Annotated in this window: 18 protein-coding genes; 9 read left to right on the top strand and 9 right to left on the bottom strand. The window is 64.7% G+C overall.

The features are described 5' to 3' along the window. Positions 1-11: 11 nt before the first annotated feature. A complete protein-coding gene (locus QRN59_RS05385; protein WP_502871028.1) occupies positions 12-1,253 on the bottom strand; it encodes an alpha/beta hydrolase family protein in 1,242 nt (413 codons plus the stop codon). Between the two features lie 150 nt (positions 1,254-1,403). Between QRN59_RS05385 and QRN59_RS05380 the strand changes: the two genes are divergently transcribed. The 9 genes from QRN59_RS05380 (at position 1,404) to QRN59_RS05340 (ending at position 11,691) form a co-directional block, all read left to right on the top strand. Continuing rightward, entirely contained in the window at positions 1,404-1,895 is a 492-nt protein-coding gene (locus QRN59_RS05380) for a hypothetical protein (protein WP_284981483.1), read from the top strand. A gap of 13 nt (positions 1,896-1,908) precedes the next feature. Further along, a complete protein-coding gene (gene msrB / locus QRN59_RS05375) occupies positions 1,909-2,400 on the top strand; it encodes a peptide-methionine (R)-S-oxide reductase MsrB (RefSeq protein WP_284981482.1) in 492 nt (163 codons plus the stop codon). A 214-nt stretch (positions 2,401-2,614) separates the two neighbouring features. Then, positions 2,615-3,985 (top strand): DUF6421 family protein, encoded by a 1,371-nt coding sequence (locus QRN59_RS05370; RefSeq protein WP_284981481.1) that lies wholly within the window; start codon positions 2,615-2,617, stop codon positions 3,983-3,985. Beyond that, positions 3,982-4,722 carry an SDR family NAD(P)-dependent oxidoreductase gene (locus QRN59_RS05365; protein ID WP_284981480.1) on the top strand — a complete coding sequence of 247 codons (741 nt, stop codon included), beginning with the start codon at positions 3,982-3,984 and terminating at the stop codon, positions 4,720-4,722. The genes QRN59_RS05370 and QRN59_RS05365 overlap by 4 nt, the downstream gene beginning before the upstream one ends. Before the next feature lie 9 nt (positions 4,723-4,731). Further along, a complete protein-coding gene (locus tag QRN59_RS05360; protein WP_284981479.1) occupies positions 4,732-5,844 on the top strand; it encodes a threonine aldolase family protein in 1,113 nt (370 codons plus the stop codon). A 61-nt stretch (positions 5,845-5,905) separates the two neighbouring features. After that, positions 5,906-6,571, top strand: a complete 666-nt coding sequence (locus QRN59_RS05355; RefSeq protein ID WP_284981478.1) for a DUF3000 domain-containing protein — start codon at positions 5,906-5,908, stop codon at positions 6,569-6,571. Between the two features lie 68 nt (positions 6,572-6,639). Further along, positions 6,640-7,992 carry an HRDC domain-containing protein gene (locus QRN59_RS05350; RefSeq protein ID WP_284981477.1) on the top strand — a complete coding sequence of 451 codons (1,353 nt, stop codon included), beginning with the start codon at positions 6,640-6,642 and terminating at the stop codon, positions 7,990-7,992. Between the two features lie 259 nt (positions 7,993-8,251). Continuing rightward, positions 8,252-9,544, top strand: coding sequence for a thiolase family protein (locus tag QRN59_RS05345; protein ID WP_284981476.1), 1,293 nt, complete (start codon positions 8,252-8,254; stop codon positions 9,542-9,544). Then, positions 9,541-11,691: a 3-hydroxyacyl-CoA dehydrogenase NAD-binding domain-containing protein gene (locus tag QRN59_RS05340; protein ID WP_284981475.1), complete on the top strand. Its 2,151-nt coding sequence runs from the start codon at positions 9,541-9,543 to the stop codon at positions 11,689-11,691. The genes QRN59_RS05345 and QRN59_RS05340 overlap by 4 nt, the downstream gene beginning before the upstream one ends. Here the strand turns inward: QRN59_RS05340 and QRN59_RS05335 are convergent. The 8 genes from QRN59_RS05335 to QRN59_RS05300 all read right to left on the bottom strand — a co-directional run bounded on the left by QRN59_RS05335 (position 11,688) and on the right by QRN59_RS05300 (position 23,161). Next, positions 11,688-12,773 (bottom strand): nucleoside hydrolase, encoded by a 1,086-nt coding sequence (locus QRN59_RS05335; RefSeq protein ID WP_284981474.1) that lies wholly within the window; start codon positions 12,771-12,773, stop codon positions 11,688-11,690. The two genes, QRN59_RS05340 and QRN59_RS05335, sit on opposite strands and share 4 nt — an antisense overlap. Before the next feature lie 10 nt (positions 12,774-12,783). Then, entirely contained in the window at positions 12,784-13,761 is a 978-nt protein-coding gene (locus QRN59_RS05330) for an aldo/keto reductase (RefSeq protein ID WP_284981473.1), read from the bottom strand. A 39-nt stretch (positions 13,762-13,800) separates the two neighbouring features. After that, complete coding sequence (locus QRN59_RS05325; RefSeq protein ID WP_028266791.1) at positions 13,801-14,016, bottom strand: helix-hairpin-helix domain-containing protein; 216 nt, start codon at positions 14,014-14,016, stop codon at positions 13,801-13,803. 30 nt (positions 14,017-14,046) lie between these two features. Next, positions 14,047-14,607, bottom strand: a complete 561-nt coding sequence (locus QRN59_RS05320; RefSeq protein WP_284981472.1) for a hypothetical protein — start codon at positions 14,605-14,607, stop codon at positions 14,047-14,049. A 96-nt stretch (positions 14,608-14,703) separates the two neighbouring features. Next, entirely contained in the window at positions 14,704-16,677 is a 1,974-nt protein-coding gene (gene dxs, locus QRN59_RS05315; RefSeq protein ID WP_284981471.1) for a 1-deoxy-D-xylulose-5-phosphate synthase, read from the bottom strand. A 142-nt stretch (positions 16,678-16,819) separates the two neighbouring features. After that, positions 16,820-19,651, bottom strand: a complete 2,832-nt coding sequence (locus QRN59_RS05310; RefSeq protein WP_284981470.1) for an aconitate hydratase — start codon at positions 19,649-19,651, stop codon at positions 16,820-16,822. Positions 19,652-19,790: 139 nt separating this feature from the next. Then, positions 19,791-21,188 carry a class I SAM-dependent RNA methyltransferase gene (locus QRN59_RS05305; protein ID WP_284981469.1) on the bottom strand — a complete coding sequence of 466 codons (1,398 nt, stop codon included), beginning with the start codon at positions 21,186-21,188 and terminating at the stop codon, positions 19,791-19,793. Next, the gene (locus tag QRN59_RS05300; RefSeq protein WP_284981468.1) at positions 21,188-23,161 is read right to left on the bottom strand and encodes an APC family permease; all 1,974 of its coding nucleotides are present in this window, start codon (positions 23,159-23,161) and stop codon (positions 21,188-21,190) included. Before QRN59_RS05300 ends, QRN59_RS05305 begins: the two co-directional genes overlap by 1 nt. Positions 23,162-23,182 lie beyond the last annotated feature (21 nt).

The raw sequence follows: 23,182 nt of genomic DNA, 5'->3' as shown, positions 1-23,182 counted from the left end.
CTGGCCCGCCCTCAAGCCGACACCGGCCCGCCACGGGGCGTGAGGTGCGGAGCGAGCCACGAGCGCACCAGCCGCTCCCACTTCTGCGGATCCACGTTCCACTCTTTCGTGTGGCGCGCGCCTTCGAAGGGTTCAAAGGTGACCATGTCCGGATTCTTCTCAGCGAGGCTGGCCGAAGGTTCGTACGGAACGTACTCATCATCAAGACTGTGGATTATCAGCGTCGGAGTCCGCAGTTCGACGGCGCGGGCATCCCAGTCCATTGCCTTCAAGTCGACGGGCGCGGCCAGGCCCGTGAGGCGCCGACCCAAAGGGTGCCCCAGCATCAACTGCCCGTAACGGCCCACAGCGTAGGGGATCCTGTTGATCTGGGCGTGGTGTGCCAGGACGTTGACCCAGTTGATCACCGGCGCGTCCAGGACCATGGCCCTGATCACATGGCGGTGATGCGAAAGATCGGCCGTCTGCAGGCAGATCGCCCCGCCCATCGACCATCCGAACAGGACCACTTCGTGGGCGCCGTGGGCGAGTGCGTACTCAATTGCAGCGTCGACGTCGTACCATTCCGTGGACCCCAGGCCGTAGCGCCCGTCCGGGGCAGACGGCGCCAGGCCGTCGTTCCGGTAGGAAACCAGCAGGCTGTCGAGTCCGAGATCGTGCGCCACTCGCACCGCGCGCAAGCCTTCGAGTCGGGTAGCCCCGCGGCCGTGCACCATGATCGCCCACACCTTCGCGGGCTTCCCTGCGCCTGACGGAATCAGCCACGCGGGCGCTTGGCCCCCCTCGACGTCGATCCGTATATCTTCCGAATCCAGGCCAAGCGCCGCCGGGGAGTCATAGACAGCACCGCTCCACCATCCACGCCGGGCCGTTGCCAGATCTCCGGTGTAGACTTTCTCGACTTCGCGCTGCACCGTCCGCTCCGCGGGCGAATAAGACACGATCCGTCCGATCCTCGCGAATCCAGTTCCGCCGGCGAAAATGAGGCTGAACACGCCGTCGATGGTGGTGTCCGGGGTAGCTGCGAGGATGACCTGAAGCCCGTTGTCAACGCGCACCACGGCCAAGACCTCTTGGTCAGCCTCGCGCACTGACGGGGTGATGACCCGCCGGGCGAAATAGGCTGCGAGCGCCGAAGACCCTGCGCCCAGCAAGCCGGCAATGCTGCTTCCCGCAACGATCCCCGCAACGGTCCATTTGGCGCGGACGGACATTTTCGCGCCGTTCTCAACGGTTGGCGCAGCTCGGGTCATGGATGCCATGAGACCATTCTCCCGGTTGCGGGGCCGTGTTCCGAACAGCGCCCCTGGTGGCGTTTCCTCCCGGGAGGCAACGCCGCAGCGAGAACAGAATTGCCGCGCTAAACCATGCCTCCCGGCGCGGCTCAGGTCTACGCTGTAGCCATGAGTGAACCAATCGTCATCCTTACCGAAGAGCCTCTCGGCCCGGACGACCGCGTCAATATCGCCAAACTGATCGACGGCGGGGACTCGCCCCTGGTGGTGTTGGTGCCTGCGAACACCGAACGGCACTTATTGGTGGACTTCCTCGAGAACCTCTCCTTGCTTGACATAGCCAAGGCATTCAGGGATCTGCTCGCAGAGGCACCGGATCCACAATCGGAGCGGGCCCAGGCTGCGGAGGCCTTGTCGGCATCCCTCGCGGCCTTGGATGGGCTGGGCGGCGGGGTGACCGGTGAAATCGTCGACGGCGGCGCGGTGGCGGGCTTGGTGTCCAAAGTCAAGGCGCTCAATGCGGCACAGGCCGTAGTGGTCACCCGCCCGCACGCGATTGCCGATACCTTCCACACAGACTGGGCGAACAAAGCCCAGGACCAGTTGGGGCTGCCCGTGCTGCATCTCTATGCGGGCTCGGGATTTATCGGCGACTCGTGAGCGTTGAGAGAGCATGAGCACTGCAGACAACAAGAAGTACTTCCAGGCCGCGGACCCCTTGGCCGGGGTTCCCCTCCAGGATGTCCCGAAGGACGGGCGATGCGTGGAGAAAACGGATGCGGAGTGGCGCGAGGAACTTACCCCGGAGGAGTTCAGGGTCCTTCGCCAGGCCGGAACGGAACGCCCGTACACGGGTGAGTACTGGGACACCCATACAGCAGGCGTGTACCAGTGCCGGGCGTGCGGCGCAAAGCTTTTCACGAGCAACGAGAAATTCGATTCCCATTGCGGCTGGCCGTCCTTCTGGGCACCGCTCGCGGAAGGCACCGTCCGGTACATTCATGACCGTACTTTGGGAATGGAGCGGGTGGAGGTCCGCTGTGCCAATTGCGATTCACACTTGGGACACGTTTTCGAGGGTGAGGGCTACGGCACACCTACTGACCAGCGGTATTGCATCAACTCCGTTTCACTCAAGCTTGTCGAGTCCCCGGCCGGGCAGTAGTCCCGGGCGGTAAGTCCGGGCCTAAGCTCCCAAGCCAAGGCCAAACTTCCGGCAGTCCCCCAAGGCCAGCCCTCCCCGGGCTGGATCTTCCGGGGGCTGTCGGAACCATTTGAACAAGAGTTTCTTATGCTCGAGCCACTTTTGAATTAGAGACTCTGGCCGCTTGCTACGCTCCCCTCAGAACAATGATTCTTGAGGAAAGGCACCGTCAACGATGACCACCACCGTTACCACCACCCGTCCGCGCATCACCTCGGACAACCGGGACTGGATCTCCCTGAAGGCCGCAGCCACTGCCCTCCAGGCGTTCCAGGGCCAGGATGGTTCCATCCAGGATTCCCTCCACCACGAGGCTGCCCGGGCGTACACAGCCACCATCGTGGAGGCCATCAAGAGCCTGGCTCCTGCGTTCCCGCACGACGCTGCGTATCTCGAACTCCTCGTCACGGATTTCGGCCGTTGGGCCGACGCCGGGTTCGGAGTCCCGGACTTCCTCGACTCGCTGCTGGCCTTCCAGCCGCAGGAACACCGCGAAGACGGGCTCCAGCACCTCGTGGTGTTCCCCATGTACACCCAGAACGGCAGCACGAGCCGTCTTGTGGAAGCAGTCCTGATCGAGGTGATCTGGCCCGAGTTCATCGGCGCATTGGAGGCCGGCGAATACTCCAACAAGCTGTTCGTACCTATCCGGTTCCTGGACTTCACCCCCGGGTACGACACCAATTCGGCCGTGCTCTTTCCCGAGACCGTTGCAGTGAGGGAAACGCCTGCCTTCACGTGGGGCGCCATCTTCGCCGACCGCGAGGCCGCACGCTTCCGCCGTGTCCTCAAGGCAGCTGCCGCAACCACATCCCTTGAGCTCCCCGCAGATGCCGCCGAGCTGTTGGATGACCAGGAACTCACACAGCGGACGTTCGTCATGTGGGACCTGATCCATGACCGCACCCACATGCGCGGCGACCTTCCCTTCGATCCGTTCATGATCAAGCAGCGGATGCCGTTCTTCCTCTATTCGCTCGAGGAGCTCCGCTGCGATCTGACAGCCTTCCGCGAATCCGTCCGGATCGAGAAGGACGAGGACGCTTCGCCCGACGCCCGCCGCCACGCGAAGCTCGTCCAGTACGCCGTCATCTTCGACCGTATCTTCCGCTTCGCGATCACGGGCAACCGGGTCCGCAACTACGACGGCCTGGGTGGCCAGCTCCTCTTCGCGTGGATGCACCAGCACCACGTCCTGCACTGGACCGACAGCAAGCTCAGCATCGACTGGGACGAAGCCGCCGACGTCGTCATCGAGCTCGGTGCCCGGATCGAAGAACTGTACTGGCGCTCGATCGACCGCCCCAAGGCTGCCCATTGGCTCGCAGCGTATAAGCTCATTTCCGGTACGGTCACTCCCCACCCGGCTTCGGTCTGGGCGAAGGGCCCAGAGGCACTGCCGCTCGACGGGCCGCCCCGCGGCCTCACCGACCAGGTCCTCGACGACGAATTCCCCCTGTCCATGTTCTACGAAGCACTGGAGAAGAAAATGCGTCCCATCATCGAATCAACCACCGGTATCACCGGGCAGACCGCAGCGTCATGACCGGCGGACCGCTGACCGTCGTCGTCACCGGTGGCAGCAACTCCTCCGGGATCGCTGTAGCCCGCGCCTTCGCGCTGGCCGGGCACCGCGTCTTCACGATCGGCTCGAACGAAGCCCGCATCAGGGCCGCCGCGGCCGAAGCGGGCAACGACGTCACTCCCCTGGTGTGCGATCTTTCCCGGCTGGAGTCCGTGCGCGAGCTCGCATCGGAGATCCACGGGAGCTCGGAAAGGGTCGACGGCGTCATCCACCTGGTGGGAGGGTGGCGCGGCGCCAAGGGAATCGAGGACCAACCGGACGAAGACTGGTCCACCCTTGAGCAAAGCGCCATCACCACCCTGAGAAACGTCTCCCGGGTCTTCTACAAGGATCTCGCCTCCTCCCCCACGGGACGTTTCGCCATGGTGAGTTCGACGGCGGTCGCCGCACCTACCGCAGGAGCCGCCACCTACGCGGCGGCCAAAGCCGCCGCGGAGACCTGGACCCTGGCGGTGGCCGACGGGTTCCGTCGTGATCAATCCGGAAACTCCGGAATCAAGGACGAACCCGTGGAGCAGCACAGCGCCGCCGTGGTCTTTGTGGTGAAGTCACTCCTGGACGCGGCGATGCGAAGGGAACATCCGGAGCGGAAATTCCCCGGATACACGGACGTTGAAGACTTGGCGGCGGCCGCCGTCGGGCTCTTCGACAAGCCGGCAGCGGAACTGAACGGACAGCGCCTCCTCCTGGCCAAATAGACTGAAAGCGTGAATGAACAAGTGACGAGCACTACAAAAGAATTCCCGGCTGCCCTCGAAACGGAAACCAGTGGGCGACTCCACGATCCCTCCGTCCGCGGTTTCGCCTCGGACAACTACTCAGGCGTCCACCCTGAAATCCTGGCGGCCCTCGCCGCAGCCAATGGCGGCCACCAGGTCTCCTATGGGGAGGACCAGTACACGGAACGGCTCCAGGAAGTCATGGAGCGGCACTTCGGCACCGGCATCGAGTGCTTCCCCGTCTTCAACGGCACCGGGGCGAACGTCTTGTCCCTGCAGTCACTGCTCCCGCGCTGGGGCGCGGTCATTTGCGCCTCGACCGCGCACATCAACATGGACGAGAACGGGGCGCCGGAGCGGATCGGCGGCATCAAGCTCCTCCAGGTCCCGACGTCTGATGGCAAGCTGACTCCGGAATTGATCGACCGCGAAGCGTGGGGCTGGGGCGACGAGCACCGTGCGCAGCCCCTTGCCGTCTCCATCACGCAGACAACGGAGCTCGGCACGTGCTACACGCCGGAAGAAATCCGGGCGATCGCCGACCACATCCATGCCAAGGGCATGAAACTCCACATGGACGGCGCCCGGCTCGCCAATGCCGCCGCCCACCTTGGCGTGCCGTTGCGGACGTTCACCCGCGACGCCGGCGTGGACATTTTGTCCTTCGGCGGCACCAAGAACGGGCTGCTGTTCGGCGAAGTAGTAGTCGCCCTTAATCCGGAGGCCGCCCATGGGCTGAAGTTCCTGCGCAAGATGAACATGCAACTGGCCTCCAAGATGCGCTTCATTTCGGCCCAGTTCATCGCGCTCCTTGAGTCCGGGCTGTGGCTTCGCTCTGCGGAACATGCAAATGCCATGGCCTCACGGCTCCGTACGGCGGTCGACTCCATCGAGGGCGTGGAGCCTACGCAGGCCACGGAGTCCAACGGCGTCTTCGCGGTGCTTCCCGCCGGCGTCGCCGATCGCCTCCGCTCCTCGTTCAAGTTCTACGACTGGAACGAAGCGAACCGCGAGGTGCGCTGGATGTGTTCCTTCGACACCACCGAAGAGGACATCGATTCCTTCGTTGCCGCAATCAAGCGCGAACTGGCGTCCGCATAGGGCACCCGGCGGGGCGGCGTGGCTTCAAGGTTTCGCCGCCCCTGACACATAATCTGCGAAGGTGAACGCACTCGCACAGGTTCCCGCGGATTTCTTGCATGCGTTGGGAACGCTACGAAAAGCAAAGTGCCGGAGTGAGCTGCGGCTCGCGGAAATCCCGGCACCCTCCCGCTTGGCCCCCTACGCCGTGGCCTTGGGGGCAGAGGTCTTCAGCCGGTCGACGCGTCCCGGCCGGAGCCCTGTCCATGGCCCCGCGGCCATGGCATTCTCCAGCGAGAACACCCTGGGCTCCCCCGGAACGGCCGATGATGAAGACGATGAGCTCGCAACAGGCAGATTCATCTTGCTCCACGATCCCGACGGCTCGGCTGTATGGGACGGGGAATTCCGGATCGTCACCTACATCCGGGCGCAGCTGGAAGCCGACATGGGAAACGACGCCATGCTGGGTTCCGTGGCCTGGACATGGCTCGTGGACGCCCTCGAGAACCATTCGGCCCAGTACCGCGCGGCGGGCGGAACTGCCACACGCATCCTGTCCGAGAGTTTCGGGACGCTGGCCGAAAGACCGGAAACCATCGACATCGAACTCCGTGCCTCGTGGACGCCTGCGTCTTCGGATGTCCAGGCCCATCTGGAGGCATGGTGCGACATGGTCTGCACGTTCGCGGGGCTCCCTCCCCTGCCTCCCGGCGTCATTCCCCTGCCTAATCGGCGGCTCACATGAAGTCCGTGAAAGCCGCTCGAATCCCTGGCCGGACCGGCCCCGCGCAGAGTCGGTAAACTGAAGGCACCATGACCCCTGAAAATCTGGAACCCACCACAGCCGGCGCTCCGGCTGCTGATCCCACACCACACATCACGGTAGACGGCTTCGAAGGCCGGATACCCGAGATCATCGATCTGGATGCCCCGCGCGAGGGCGTGCCCCTTGTCATCGACACCATGGCCGGCCTGGAGCGATGCGCTGCTGCCATCGCCGCGGGATCCGGACCCGCCGGGGTTGACGCCGAACGTGCCTCCGGCTTCCGCTACGGGCAGCGTGCCTTCCTCGTGCAGATCAGGCGCGACGGCGCAGGCACCTGGCTGATCGACCCCGAGCCCTTCGATGACCTGAAAATCATCAATGAAGCGCTGCGCGGCGTCGAGTGGATCCTGCACGCCGCCACGCAGGACCTTCCGTGCCTGGCCGAGCTCGGCATGTGGCCCGACAAGCTCTTCGACACGGAACTCGCCGCACGCCTTGCCGGACTGCCCCGCGTGGGCCTGGCAGCCGTCATCGAGCAGCTCCTGGGCTTCGGCCTCGCCAAGGAACACTCGGCCGCCGACTGGTCCACCCGGCCCCTCCCCGAACCCTGGCTGCGGTACGCGGCCCTCGACGTCGAGGTGCTCGCCGAACTGCGCGAAGAACTCATCGAACTCCTGGAAGCCGACGGCAAGCTGGGATTTGCCGAACAGGAATTCGCCGGCATCCTCGGAGCAGGCCTTCCAGCCCCGAGGGTTGACCCGTGGCGCAAGACCTCCGGACTGCACCAGATCCGTGACCGCCGTCAGTTGGCTGCCGTGCGCGAGCTTTGGTACGAACGTGACCAGCTCGCGCGGAAACGGGATGTTGCTCCGAGCCGCCTCATTCCCGACTCCGCCCTGGTCGCCGCGGCCAAGGCCATGCCCACAACTGTTCCGCAGCTCCTGGCAACCAAGGGCTTCCACGGGCGGGCCGCGCAGCGCGAAGCGCCACGCTGGCTGCGCTGCATTGCTGGTGCGAGGAACACCGAAGACCTCCCACCGCTGCATCTTCCAACCAACGCTCCCCCGCCGCCGCGCGTCTGGACAGACCGGGATCCCGAAGCGGCGGCGCGCCTGGGGACTGCCCGGCCCCGGCTTCAGGAGGCGGCCGATGGACTCAAGCTTCCCGTGGAAAACCTGCTTACTCCGGATTACATGAGGCGCGTGCTGTGGCGGCCGCCGTCGGACATCACTGTGGAGTCCGTGTCGGAAGAACTGCGCGCGCTCGGCGCCCGCGACTGGCAAATCGCCATCACGGCGCCGATCCTCGCCGAGGCGTCACTGAATCCGCAACCGCTACCGCCCAAGGAACCCAAAGAGCCACGGAGCCCGGTTTCCAAGGAACGGACCCCGGCCCCTTAGCCCGAGGTTCCCGACTGCTCTTGAGACCCTCGCTCACATACCGGCCCTTCTCCAAGTGCATTTTTTAATGACGTGAGCGAGCGTCCGCCGGGAACCCTTCATACCTGAGCGAGGGTCCGTCGGAAACCCTTCATACGTGAGCGAGGATCGGTATTGAACTCCTTGCGCGCTAAGTTACCGGCGAGTAACATGGCGGTAAATGACACCGGCTTCCCCTACGAGGGCTGTCCGGCATCCATGTCTCAAGGAGGAGCCACACATGAGCCACACCGGGAACAGTGCCAAGCCGCGGGCAGTCCGCGACGTCGTCTTCGTGGACGGTGTCCGGACGCCGTTCGGCAAAGCGGGCGAAAAAGGCATCTATGCGGGCACGCGTGCCGATGACCTCGTGGTCAAGTGCATCCGCGAACTGATGCGCCGCAACCCGGGCCTGCCCGCCGAGCGCGTTGACGAAGTCGCCATCGCCGCCACGACGCAGACCGGCGACCAGGGCTTGACTATCGGCCGCACCGCCGCCCTCCTGGCCGGCCTCCCCCGCAGCGTGCCCGGCTTTGCGATCGACCGCATGTGCGCCGGAGCAATGACCGCGGTCACGACGACGGCGAGCGGCATCGGTTTCGGCGCGTACGACGTCGTGATTGCCGGCGGTGTGGAGCACATGGGCAACCACCCCATGGGCGCGGGCGCGGATCCCAACCCCAGGTTCATGTCCGAGCGGATCGTGGATCCAGCCGCCTTGAACATGGGCAACACCGCCGAGAACCTGCACGACCGTTTCCCCTCGATCACCAAAGAGCGAACGGACACCTACGCCGCGGGATCCCAGGCAAAACTTGCTGCGGCCTACGGCAAGGGCCAGATCCAGCCCGACTTGGTCCCGGTCGCCACGATGAAGCCAGGCCAAGGCTGGACGGTTAACACCGTCGACGAGCCGCCGCGCCCAGGGACCACGGTGGATGACCTCGCGGAGCTACGCACCCCGTTCAGGGCCCACGGCCGGGTCACCGCAGGCAATGCCGCCGGCTTGAACGACGGCGCGACGGCGGCAGTCCTGGCGTCCGCCGAAGCTGCCGAGGAGCTCGGCCTGTCCGTGAAGATGCGCCTGGTCTCCTATGCCTTCGCCGGGGTCGAACCCGAAGTCATGGGCATAGGACCGGTCCCGGCCACCGAGAAGGCCCTTAAGAACGCCGGACTGGGCATCGAGGACATCGGCCTCTTCGAGATCAACGAGGCCTTCGCCGTTCAGGTCCTGAGCTTCCTGGACCACTTCGGAATCGCCGACGACGACCCGCGCGTCAACCGCTACGGCGGGGCGATCGCCGTCGGGCATCCCCTCGCATCGTCCGGCGTGCGGCTCATGAACCAATTGGCGCGCCAGTTCGAAGAAGACCCGTCCGTCCGGTACGGCATAACGACCATGTGCATCGGCCTGGGAATGGGCGCCACAGTAATCTGGGAGAACCCGCACCACCCCGGCTACAACAGCTACAGAGACTACGACAGCGCAACAGAGACCTCTGTCGACACCGAGAGCAAGGGAGCCGCAGCATGAGCGCCGCCGAATTCCAGAAACTGGCCGGACTGTTCCCGGACGAGACAGTGACCCACTCCTATGTCCAGGACATCGAACTCCCCGGCAACGCCGGAACGTTCGCCTTGATCACCCTGGACAACGGCCTGGACCACACCAAGCCCACCACCCTTGGACCAAATACCCTCGTCGAGCTCGGGACGGTACTTGAAGGGCTCAAGGATCGCGCTGCGCGCGGCGGGATCGTCGGCGTCGGCGTCACGGGCAAGCCGTACTTCCTGGCGGCCGGAGCGGACCTCTCAGCAGTCAAGCGGCTAGAAGAGCGCGAACACGGCCTGTGGATGGCCCAGCTCGGGCACGACGTCTACGCAACGCTCGCCGACCTGGGTGTTCCGAGCTTCGCCTTCATCAATGGCCTCGCGCTCGGTGGTGGCCTCGAAATCGCCCTCCAGTCCACGTATCGTACGGTCTCGACCGGCGCGGGCGCCCTCGCGTTGCCCGAAGCCTTCATCGGGCTCGTCCCCGGCTGGGGCGGCGTCTACATCCTGCCGCGACTCATTGGCCCGGAAAACGCCGTCAAGGTCATGATCGAGAACCCGCTGAGCAACAACCGCACGCTCACCGGCCCCCAGGCTTTCCAGCTAGGCATTGCCGACGCCATCTTCGAGCCCGCGGATTTCGTGGAGCAGTCCATTGCCTGGGCTGCGAAGGTGATCGCGGGCGAGGCCGCCCCGGAACGGAGCAACTCCGTGGATCCGGCGGATACCGCCGTTGCCGAACGCTGGGCCGGCGCGGTGGCAGCCGGCCGCGCGTTCGTGGAAGCCAAGACCTCAAACGCATCCCCGGCCCCGGCCAAGGTCCTGGACATCCTCGAGGCCAACCGGACCATGGGCAAGGCGGAATCCGCGGCCCTGGAATGCGAGACGCTCGCAGAGTTGATGCAGACGGACGAGTTCCGTTCCACCGTCTATGCCTTTCTGGACCTCGTGCAGAAACGGTCCAAGCGGCCTGCCGGTGCGCCCGACCGCAAGCTCGCACGTCCAGTGACGAAGATCGGCGTCGTCGGGGCCGGTCTGATGGCGAGCCAGCTCGCCCTGCTGTTCGCACGCCAGCTCAAAGTGCCCGTCGTCCTGACGGACATCGACCAGGAGCGCGTGGACAAAGGAGTTGCCTACGTCCATGCGGAGGTGGACAAGCTGCTCGGCAAGAAGCGGATCAGCTCCGACGCCGCCAACCGGACCAAAGCCCTGGTCACCGGATCCGTCTCCAAAGCGTCATTCGCCGATGCCGACTTCGTCATTGAAGCCGTCTTCGAAGAACTCAATGTCAAGAAGCAGGTCTTCGCGGAAGTGGAAGCGATCGTCTCCCCCGAATGCATCCTCGCGACCAACACCTCCTCGCTGTCCGTGACCGCGATGGCCGAAGACCTGCAGTACCCGGAGCGCCTGGTCGGTTTCCACTTCTTCAACCCGGTTGCGGTCATGCCGCTCCTGGAAATCGTGCGTGCTCCGAAGACCGACGATGCCGTGCTGGCCACCGCGTTCGAGCTCGCCAAGGGCTTGAAGAAGACAGCCGTGCTGGTCAAGGACGCAGCCGCTTTCGTCGTCAACCGGATCTTGCTGCGGCTCATGGGCGAAGTCATTGCCGCGTTCGACGAAGGAACGCCGGCGGAAGTCGCCGACTCGGCGCTGCGCCCCATGGGCCTGCCAATGAGCCCGTTCACCCTCAGCGCGATGGTGGGGCTTCCGGTCGCCCAGCACGTCCAGGAATCGCTGCACGCCGCCTTCGGCGAGCGTTTCGCGGTATCGCAGAACCTGCAGAAGTTGGTTGACAATGGCGTGAAGTCACTTTGGGCACCTGGTCCTGAGGGAACGCCGGTCATCCCTGCCGACACGTTGGCGCTCATGTCCTTCGGCACCACGCCTTCCACGGCCGAGGAAGTCCTGCGTCGCACGCAGGACGCATTGGCGGAGGAAATCGGGCTAATGCTCTCCGAAGGCGTGGTGGCCGGACCTGAAGACATCGATCTCTGCGTCATCCTCGGTGCCGGCTGGCCGATGTTCCTGGGCGGGATCACACCCTATTTGGACCGAGTGGGCGCCTCCGAGCGTGTCAACGGCAAACGCTTCCTCGCACCCGGTGTCGCTTCGAGGCCGAACGCGGGCTAACCCTGCCGTCCAGTAGTGTCCGACAGTCGCCGAGCAAGGCCGCCCAATGAGCTCACCAGTTCAGCGAAGGCCTCCCCCGGGTGGTTCTCCGAGACGATGCGCGCGTTGGGAGGCTCGCCCCACAGTCCGCGGAAGTCCGCCACGGTGGTTCCAATGAGCCTCGGGGCTGTCGTCTCGACGTGGACTGTTGCCGTGCGGGTGCGGTACCTGGCGGTGCCGGCGGCGACGGACGCGGCGAAGTAGTCGTGGATATGCGCCACGTAGCCTTGGCCGTAATGGCGATGGAACTCGAAATAGTAGCGCACCATATCGCTGATGTGCCGCACTAGTTCGTTCGAAGCGGTGCTGCGCCGCCCCTCAGACTGTTCGGGAAGGACTAGTTCCGGCTCCGTGCAGGCTGCCTCGGAAGCCAGTGCGGCCACGTGTCCGGGTGTCAGTTCGATCCGTTCCGTGGTCTCCAGGGCGCACACCACCGGCAGGCGTTCCTCAGGAAGTCCGCCGAAGGCGGCAAACACCTCGGCCGCTGCGTGCGGATCAACGTGGGTGTTCCATTCGGCCGTGGGTGTCGTGTTGCCTTGGTAGTAGTAGCTGCCGCCCATGATCACGACGCCGCGCAGCAGCTCCGGTAGGCGCGGCTCGGCCCGCAGGGCGAGGGCGAAGTTGGTGAGGGGCGCTGTCAGCAGGGCGGTCAGCTCCCCCGGCCGTGACCGGGCCGCTTCGACCCAGAGCTCGACGGCGTCGACGTCGTGCACTTTTCCACGCGGTTCCGGCAGCTCGGCGTAGCCGATGCCCTGCGGCCCGTGGGTTTCCGGCGTGGTGGTCAGCGGGATCCGCAGCGGAGCCCGGGCACCGATGGCGACGGGCACGTCGGGGCGGCCGCACAACTCGAGCAGGGACAGGTTGTTGCGTGCCACCTGCTCCGCCGCGACGTTGCCCGGGGTGCTGCTCACGGCAACGAGCTCCACCTGCGGCTGGCTGCACAGATAGGCCAAGGCGAGGGCGTCGTCGATTCCCGTGTCGCAGTCCACGAGCAAGCTCACGGACTCGCGCCGGCCTGCAGCCGCTGCCTGCTCCCCGCTCATGGAACCCTCCTTAGAAAAGGGCAACCTTGGGCGTACGGGGGAAGATGTCATCCAGTTCGGCGCGCTCTTCCGCCGTGGGTACCCATCGCACGGCTTTCGCGTTTTCGGTGATTTGCGCGGGGCGGGTGGCACCGGCAATCACGCTGCTGACTGCGGGCTGGGCGGCCAGCCAGGAGAAGGCCAGCTGCAATTCGTTCAGGTCCCGCTCCTTGGCGAATTGGCTGAACCGGCCCAGCTGGACCCAGTCGGCGTCGTTGACCATGTTGGTCCGCGTGTGGCTGAGGCGCGATCCTTCCGGTGCGTTGCCTGGAGCATACTTGCCCGTCAAGAGGCCGTTCGCCAAGGGGAAATACGGCAGGACACCGAGCCCGAAGGCCTGGGCGGCCGGCAGCACTTCGAGTTCCGCGCGACGGTCCAGCAGGTTGTAGTGGTTCTGGGTCGAAATGAACCGCGCACCGCCCTGCATCCGGGCGACGTATTCGGCCTCGGCGATCTGCCAGCCTGCGCGGTTGGAATGGCCGAGGTACCGGACCTTGCCGCTTGTCACGAGGTCGTCGAGCGCGGCGAGGGTCTCCTCGACAGGGGTGAGGGGGTCCGGGGTGTGGTATTGGTACAGGTCAATCCAGTCGGTGCCGAGGCGGCGCAGCGAAGCCTCGGCGGCCTGGATGATGTAGCGCCGCGATCCCCGGGCACCGAAATCGTTGCCGTTGGCGCCGTGCATGTCCATGCCGAATTTCGTGGCCACGATGGCATCGTCCCTGCGGCCTTTCAGGGCGACACCCAGCATGGTCTCACTGAGGCCGGGCTCCCGGCCATAGACGTCTGCAACATCGAACAGGGTCACGCCAGCATGCAAAGCGGCATGCACTACCGCGTTGGTGCCCTCCTGCGATTCCGTGGCCGTATTGGCCCGGCCGAGATTATTGCACCCCAAACCGACTACTGAGACGGTCAATCCGGAATTTCCAAGACGGCGATATTCAGTCATGGTTTCACCCTACAACGCCCGCGGTGGCCGACCTGCCGCTCAGGATCCGAAGGCGATTCCTGCCTCTTCCATCGCGTCGTGCAACTGGGCCATGACCTTGGGGCCCATGCCGTGCAGGGCCGCCACCCGCCCTTCACCGAATTCGGCGAGCTGTTCCAAGGTTTCCAGGCCCTCGTGGGCGAGTGCCCTTCGTGCGGGAGCGGACAAGCCCTTGGGCAGCGGAGTGTGTCCGGGCCAGTTGCTCTTGGGCGCCATGTGTGTCCCTTCGAAGCGGAGGTATGGTCCTTAGAGAGTAAAGCCCGCGCCGGTTTTCGGCGAGTGTTTCACTTTGAATGCGGCGGGTTCGGCATGGGGTGCTGCCGCGATGCTCAGCTTGGTGAAGTCCAGGTCTTCCCCCCGGATGCACACCTTGATGGCGTTGACGGCCTTGTTGACGTCCGGGCACAGGCAGAAAATGTTGAGCTTCGAGTCGCCGATTTCGGATCGATCCACGGTACCCAGGCCCCGCCAGGCCAGTTCGCTCGTCAAAGCGGCCTTGGCCTTGCGTTCAAGGTAGCGGTCGCGGTCGGTGCCGTCCTTCGTCTTCAGGGCGATCTGCGCGACCACCCAGAACTGCTGTTCTTCGGGAATCTCCGCATAACCGTCCTCTTCGCATTGTGCGGCAAAGGCGGTCATGAGCCCTTCGACGGCGGATTCGTCCTCGACGTCGGTTTCGTCAGTACTGCTCTGGTGTCCTACGACCCCGTGGTTGATGACGAACTGCTTGAATTCGTCGTCATACCAAGCCTCCCGGAAATGCAGGACGGCTTCGTCGTCGCGCTTATACGTGCGGATGATGCCGCTCATGCCCGTCCTTTTCTGAACCACTCCGCGCAGGTCTTGTTTGGACCTGTGCCGTCGAAGGGTGCCTGTGTATGTTTGATAGCGGCCGGAACAGGCCGTTCACAGCTTGGGGATACTGCCTGTGCTGGGATGTTCTTGTCCCGGCAGGGGCCGCGCGAAAGGCACCTTTGTCCCCAGAACCTGCGCAACGACGTCGTGCGTTATCTGTTGGGCGGTAAGCCCCACCCGCTCAAGGACCTGGCTCCTGGTTCCATGGTCGAGGAATTCGACTGGAAGCCCCACTTCGTTAAGGGCCGTGTCCACGCCGGCCGCGCGCATCTCCTGGCGGATCCGGGATCCAACGCCGCCCGCTCGGACGCCGTCTTCGATGCAGATCACCAATCGGTGCCGGGCTGCGAGGGCAATGATGGACTTGCGTACGGGCAGGACCCACCGCGGATCCACCACGGTGGAACTGATGCCTTGGGATCCGAGCCGGGACGCGACGTCGAGGGCGAGCTCGGACATCGCGCCGACGCTGACAATCAGGACATCGTTCTCCGTGGAGCCTTCGGGGCGGCGCGCCAGCACGTCGACGCCGTCGGAAAGCCGTTCGATCGCTTCGATCTCACTTCCGACGCTGCCCTTGGAGAAGCGCACCACGCTGGGTGCGTCGGCGATGGCAACCGCCTCGCGGAGCTCTTCCCGCAGGCGGCTGGCATCGCGCGGAGCCGCGAGATGCAGCCCCGGAACGATCTGGACCATCGCCATGTCCCACATGCCGTGGTGGCTCGCTCCGTCCGGACCGGTCACGCCGGCGCGGTCCAGCACCACCGTCACTCCGGCTTTGTGCAGGGCAACGTCCATGAGGAGCTGGTCGAAGGCGCGGTTCAGGAACGTCGCGTAAACGGCGACGACCGGGTGCAGTCCGCCGAAGGCCATGCCGGCGGCCGAGGTGAGGGCATGCTGTTCGGCGATGCCGACGTCGATCACCCGTTCCGGGTGCCGTTCCGCGAACTTGTGCAATCCGACGGGGATCAGCATGGCCCCCGTGATGCCTACGATGTCTTCGCGCTCGTCGGCAATGTCCGCGATTTCCTCGGCGAACACCGATGTCCACGACCGGGCTCCTCCGGCTTCGGTGGGTTCGCCGGTCTCGGGATCGATGATCCCGACGGCGTGGAACTGGTCCGCCTCGTTGGCGAGGGCAGGCGCGTAACCGTGGCCCTTTTCGGTCATCGCGTGGACGATCACGGGACCGCCGTAATTGCGGGCAGTGGTGAGCGCGTGCTCAAGGGCCCGCATGTTGTGGCCGTCGACAGGGCCGATGTACTTCATGCCGAGGTCTTCGAACATGCCTTGCGGAGCCCACCAATCCTTGATGCCCTTCTTCATGGCATGCAGGCTCTTATAGGTGAACTGGCCGATGGGTCCGCCGCTCTGAAGCTTCTTCTTCCACCAGTCCAACACGACTTCGTAGGTGGGCGCGGCCCGGAGGGAGTCGATCGTGGGGCGCAGTGAAGCGAGGTAGTCTGCCACACCGCCGACGGTGGGGGCATAGGAGCGTCCGTTGTCGTTGACGACGATCACCACGCGGCGCCGTTTATCCGCGGCGATGTTGTTGATCGCCTCCCATGCCATGCCACCCGTCAAGGCGCCGTCTCCGACGACGGCGACAACGCAGCGGTCGCCCTCACCGGTCAACTGGCGGGCGCGGGAGATACCGTCGGCCCAGGACAAGGAAGAGGACGCGTGGGAGCTTTCGACGATGTCATGCTCGGACTCGGCACGATCGGGGTATCCGGACATGCCCCCTTGCTGCCGGAGGGTGCTGAAATCCTGCCTGCCGGTCAGCAATTTGTGGACATAGGACTGATGGCCGGTGTCGAAAACGATGCTGTCGCGCGGCGAATCGAAGACTTTGTGGATGGCCATGGTGAGTTCCACCACGCCAAGGTTCGGTCCAAGGTGACCACCTGTTTGAGCGACGTTGGTGATGAGGAAAGTCCTGATCTCGCCTGCAAGCTGCTCCAACTGCTGACTGGTGAGCTTGCTCAGGTCCTGCGGGTTCCGGATTGTCTCCAAAAGTCCCAACGGCCCCTCCTTAGGGTGATTGACGTGCTATACAACTCTAACGCCTTGGCCGGCACCAAGCCGCAGGAAAGGCTACAGCCCCGGCCGGTCGATGACCAGCCGGGGCTGTAGCTGTTGCCTTTCGGCTTAGGCGTAGTTCGCGCTAGTGTGCCGAGATTTGGCGCAAAACGTACTGCAGGATGCCGCCGTTGCGGTAGTAGTCCGCTTCGCCCGGGGTATCGATGCGCAACACGGCATCGAAGGACTTGGTGCTGCCGTCCTCGGCCGTTGCCGTGACCTTGAGCGTCCTCGGGGTCGTGCCGTTGTTCAGCTCGGTGACGCCCTCGACCGAGAACGTTTCCGTGCCGACCAGGCCCAGCGACGCAGCGGATTCGCCCGCCGGGTACTGCAGCGGGAGCACGCCCATGCCGATGAGGTTGGAGCGGTGGATCCGCTCATAGCTTTCGGCGATGACAGCCTTCACACCCAGAAGCGCGGTTCCCTTGGCAGCCCAGTCACGGGAAGAGCCGGAGCCGTACTCCTTGCCGGCCAGGACCACCAGCGGGGTGCCGGCTGCTTGGTAGTTCTGGGCAGCGTCGTAAACGTAGGCCTGGGGGCCGTCCGCCTGGGTGAAGTCGCGGGTGAAGCCACCCTCGACGCCCGCACCGTCGTTGAAGTCAGCGAGCAGCTGGTTCTTGATGCGGATGTTCGCGAACGTCCCGCGGATCATGACCTCGTGGTTGCCGCGGCGTGAACCGTAGGAGTTGAAGTCCTTGCGCTCCACAGCGTTGGCCAGAAGGTACTGGCCGGCCGGGGTGTCCGACTTGAAGGAGCCCGCCGGGGAGATGTGGTCGGTGGTGACCGAATCGCCGAGCTTCAGCAGCACGCGGGCGCCGGCGATGTCCGTTACGGGTTCCGGCTGCGCCTTCATGCCTTCAAAGTACGGGGGCTTCCGCACGTACGTGGACTTGGCATCCCAGGCGAAGGTGTCGCCTGCCGGGGTCTCGAGCGCCTTCCAGCGGTCGTCGCCGTCGAAGACACCTTCGTAACCGCGGGCGAACATTTCCTTGTCGATCGAGGAATCGATGACCTTCTGGACCTCGACAGGGTTCGGCCAGATGTCCTTCAAGAAGACATCGTTGCCATCCTGGTCCTGGCCCAGCGGATCGGCGTCGAAGTCGAAGTCCATGGTTCCGGCCAGGGCGTAGGCGATGACCAGCGGCGGGGAGGCCAGGTAGTTCATCTTGACGTCCGGGTTGATGCGGCCTTCGAAGTTCCGGTTGCCGGAGAGGACAGCGGTGACGGAAAGGTCGTTGGCCTGGATGGCCTCGGAGATTTCGGCGTCGAGGGGTCCGGAGTTACCGATGCAGGTTGCGCAGCCGTAGCCCACGATGTAGAAGCCGAGCTTCTCCAGGTAGGGAGTCAGGCCGGACTTCTCGTAGTAGTCGGTGACAACCTTGGAGCCGGGAGCGACCGAGGTCTTGACCCACGGCTTGGAGGCGAGGCCCTTGTCCACGGCGTTGCGGGCGAGCAGCGCGGCAGCAAGCATCACGGACGGGTTGGACGTGTTGGTGCAGGACGTGATCGAAGCGATCGAAACGGCACCGTGGTCCAGTTCGAATTCGCGGCCGTCAGCTGTTGTGACGCTCACTTTGTTCGACGGGCGACCGTTCGACTTCGGGCCGTGTGCGTGCGGCGCTACTTCGGCCAGGTGTGTCGTGGAGGCGGTGAACGACGGCGAGTCGGAGGCCGGGAAGCTTTCGTCGATCGCTTCGTCCAGGCTTCCGTCTGCCAGGTCTTCCTTGACGTAGTTGCGCAGGTCCTCGCGGAACTGGGCCTTGGACTCGGTGAGGATGATGCGGTCCTGGGGACGCTTCGGGCCCGAGATGGAGGGAACAACCGTGGACAGGTCCAGCTCGAGGTACTCGGAGAACTTGATCTCGTGCGAGGGATCGTGCCACAGGCCCTGTTCCTTCGCGTAGGCCTCGACCAGGGCGACGTTTTGATCGGAGCGGCCGGTGAGGCGTAAGTACTCGAGGGTGACGTCGTCGATCGGGAACATTGCTGCCGTGGAACCGAACTCCGGGCTCATGTTGCCGATGGTGGCGCGGTTGGCCAGCGGCACAGCCGCAACGCCTTCGCCGTAGAACTCCACGAACTTGCCGACCACACCGTGGTTGCGGAGCTGCTCGGTGATGGTCAGGACGACGTCCGTGGCGGTGGCGCCGGCGGGGATGGAGCCCGTGAGCTTGAAGCCGACAACGCGCGGGATCAGCATGGAGACGGGCTGGCCCAGCATGGCAGCCTCGGCTTCGATGCCGCCTACGCCCCAGCCCAGCACGCCCAGGCCGTTGACCATGGTGGTGTGCGAGTCCGTGCCGACGCAGGTGTCGGGGTAGGCGCGGAGGACCCCGTCAACTTCTCGGGTCATGACGGTGCGTGCCAGGTATTCGATGTTGACCTGGTGGACGATGCCGGTTCCCGGGGGAACAACCTTGAAGTCGTCAAAAGCAGTCTGGCCCCAGCGCAGGAACTGGTAACGCTCCCCGTTGCGCTGGTATTCGATCTCCATGTTGCGCTCGAGGGCGCCGGAGTTGCCGAAGGCGTCGATCTGCACGGAGTGGTCGATGACCATCTCAGCCGGAGCCAGCGGGTTGACGCGCTTGGGGTCGCCGCCGAGGTCCTTGATGGCTTCACGCATGGTGGCAAGGTCAACGACACAGGGAACCCCGGTGAAGTCCTGCATGATGACGCGGGCCGGGGTGAACTGGATCTCGGTGTCGGGCTGGGCATCCGGGTCCCAGCCGGCCAGGGCGCGGACGTGGTCGGCCGTGATATTGGCGCCATCTTCCGTCCGCAGGAGGTTTTCAAGCAATACCTTAAGGCTGAACGGAAGGCTGTCTGCGCCCTCAACGGAGTTCAACCGGAAAATTTCATAATCGGTGCCGGCTACATTCAGTACGCCTTTGGAACCGAAGCTGTCCACAGTGCTCATGGCAGGACTCCTCTCGCAACAGCTTTCATCTTTGTCGCGTGGTTGACCGCTAGCTAGTTAGGCAAGCCTAATCTGGGCATCGAGCGGCCGGTGGAGAAGTGAAGCGCGACGTAGGACTTCTCCACCATCGTAGTGGCGGCTATGCCGCGGGCACCAGCAACGCGACGGTCTCGAGGTGATGCGTGTGCGGATACAGGTCGAAGGCGCGGAGGGATTCAAGGCGCCATCCGCCGTTCCGGAAGTACCCCAGATCACGCGCGAAGGAGGCCGGATCACACGACACATAGGCGATTGCCCGCGGCCCGGACTCGATGAGCTGGCTGACCACGGCTTTGCCCGCGCCGGCCCGCGGCGGGTCGATCACCAAGGCGTCGAAGCTGCGGGGCCGCTGCCGGAGGACACGCTCCACCCTGCCCTGGACGATTTCCACCTGGGTCTCTCCGTGCAGATTCTTGCGGGCATCCCGGCTCGTCCCGGGCGATCCTTCGACGGAGAGCACCGAACCGGTGATCCCCACAGCATCCGCCAAGGGCGCGGTAAACAATCCGGCTCCCGCGTAAAGGTCGGCGACGGCCGATCCCGGAAGGAGGTAGCCGCCGTCGTGCAGGAATCCCGTCACCGCCCCCACCAGGGTCCCGGGCGCATCCTTGTGGATCTGCCAGAACCCTTCTCCCGTTACGCGGTATTCGTGACCGGCAGCCGATTCCTGGACCCACGTCCTGCCGCGCAGCTGCAGGACTTCTCCGCCCACGGGGTCGAAGCTGGCCACCGACACTTCGTGCGGGAGCTGGCCCAGGATCCGGTTGAGGCGCCGGGCATCGGTACCTTCTTCCGGGGCAAGAAGGACAAGCGGACGCGATCCGTTGGCAGGCGCGGCCACTTCCACCCGCGAAATTCCCCGCAGATCGATGTCCCAGAGCCGCAACTCGTTGATGCCCGGCAGTGCCAAAGGCATCTCGTGGACCGGAATCACGACGTCGGAGCGGTGGGCATGCATCCCCAGCCGGCCACCGGGGGTGACGGCAAAGCTGGCACGGGTCCGCCAGCCGAGCCCCGTATCGCCGTCGGACCCTGCAACGCCGCCGGAGCCCGGGTCACCAGCGGCCGCCCGCTCCACCTCGACATAGAGTTCGACGCCGGCGAGCCGCTTCAGTTGCTCGGCGAGGACTTCGGATTTGAGCAGGCGCTGCCGTTCCAGTGTCACGTGTCCCAGTTCGGCGCCGCCCACGGGCGGACCGCCCTTGCGCCAGGCGGCAAGCGAGTCGGCGAGGGGCCAGAAATGGCGCGTCCGGTCGTCTGATGCTTCCAAGACGTCGACGACGTCGGCACGCCAGAAACGCGAAGACTCTCCCGCATCGGTCAGCCGGACCCGGACCTTCTCCCCCGGGATGCCATGCCGGACAAAAATGACCCGGCCCTCGTGCCGTGCGACAAAGTGGCCGCCATGGGCGACGGGGCCGACGTCGACCACCAGCTCCGTGGCAGCTCCGTCCTGGGCCGTGGGCGAGCTGGATTCGGTGTTGCTGGGGTGGGTCATCAGGTATCCTGCAATGCCTTTGCTTCTTCGGAGGACTTCAATTGCCATGGAACGCTCGCCACCATGACGCCGGGTTCAAAGTGGAGCCGGGCCTTGATGCGCAACGCGGTCTGGTTGTGCACGAGCTGTTCCCACCACTTGCCGACGACGTACTCCGGGATGTAGACGACGATCAGGTCGCGCGGGGAATCGCGGCGCATGTTCTTGACGTAGTCCAGGATGGGCGTGACGGTTTCACGGTACGGGCTCGCCAACACGGTCAACGGGACAGGGATGTCCAGCTTGTCCCAGGCCTCGACGGTGTGCGCCGTTTCCTCGTGGTCGATGTCCACGATGATGGCGTCCAGCCGGGACGGCCTCGACGCGCGCGCGTAGGCCAGGGCGCGCAGCACCGGTTTGCGGACATGGGAAACCAGCAGCACGGCATGGACCCGGGTAGGCAATGCACGCGGGGAAGAATCCTCGTCAACGGCCAATTCCTTGGCCACATTGTCGTAGTGGGCGCGGATGCTCCACATGATGAGGAACAGCACGAACATCGCCAGAAGGGCGATCCAGGCGCCCTGCTCGAACTTGGTGATCAGCACGATGGTCAGCACCAGCGCCGTCATTGCGAAGCCGAGCATGTTGATGGTGCGGGACTTCACGATCCTGCGGCGGACGGCTTTGTCCTGCGCAAGTTTGAGTTCCCTGCCCCAATGACGCACCATGCCCAGCTGGCTCATCGTGAAGGAAATGAAGACGCCAACAATGTACAGCTGGATGAGTTTGGTGACATCGGCGTTGAAGGAAATGATGAGCACCAAGGCCCCGGCCGCAAGGGCCAGGACGCCGTTGCTGAAGGCCAGGCGGTCTCCGCGGGTCCGAAGCTGGCGGGGAAGGTAGCCGTCCTGGGCAAGGATGGACCCAAGGACCGGGAATCCGTTGAAGGCAGTGTTGGAGGCGAAGACGAGGATGACGCCCGTGGCAGCGACAACAACGTAGAACGGGATGGACCCGGCGCCGAAGATCGTCTGTGCAATCTGGCTGATGGCAGGGTTCTGGATGTAGTCGTCCGGGAGCGGCTGGCCGTGCAGGAGGAATTCCTTGGCCGGATCCAGCACGATGTGGACCTTGGTGGCGTTGGCAAGGTAGATGATGCCCGCGAGCATGGCCGAGGCGATGACTCCGAGCAGCAAGAGCGTGGTGGCCGCATTCTTGCTCTTGGGCTTCTTGAAGTTCGGCACCCCGTTGCTGATGGCCTCCACGCCGGTCAGGGCGGCGGCGCCGGAGGAGAAGGCCCGCAGGAGCAGGAACGCGCCTGCCAAGCCCACGAGTCCCTGGTCGAATCCCTCTTGCGGGACGATGGTGAAGGCCCCCGAGGGAGCCTGGCCGAGTTGGCCTGTGGCCGCCTGGAAGATACCGACGGCCGTCATGCCCAGGATGGAGAACATGAAGATGTAGGTGGGAACCGCGAAGACACTGCCGGCTTCCTTGATTCCGCGCAGGTTCACCAGTGCCAGGACAACGACGCCGACTGTGGCGATGAGCGCCTGCTGCCCATGAAGCGAGGGGATCGCCGTGGTCAGGTACGCCGCCGCGGAGGACATCGACACAGCGACGGTGAGGACGTAGTCCACCAACAAAGCCGCGGCGACCGTCAGGCCTGCGAACTTCCCCAGGTTGACGTTGGCGATTTCGTAGTCGCCGCCACCTGAAGGGTAAGCGTGGACGTTCTGCCGGTACGAGGCAACAACCGTGAGCAAGACCACCATGACTGCGAGGCCTACCAGCGGCGAAATGGCCACGGCACTCACGCCGGCGAGGGCCAGCGTCAGCAGGATTTCGTCAGGGGCATACGCCACGGAGGACAGGGCGTCCGAAGCGAAAATCGGCAGCGCAATGCGCTTGGGAAGCAGGGTGTGGGCCAGGCGGTCGTTCCGGAACGGCCGCCCCACCAACACCCGCTTCGCGGCGTTGAGAATTGTCAGCACTCCGCAAAGCTACTCTGAATC

The sequence above is a fragment of the Arthrobacter sp. efr-133-TYG-118 genome, assembly GCF_030209755.1.
In the GTDB taxonomy this organism is placed as follows: domain Bacteria; phylum Actinomycetota; class Actinomycetes; order Actinomycetales; family Micrococcaceae; genus Arthrobacter.
Note: the sequence above shows the minus strand (reverse complement) of the source record. Positions and strands in the feature narration are given on the sequence as shown.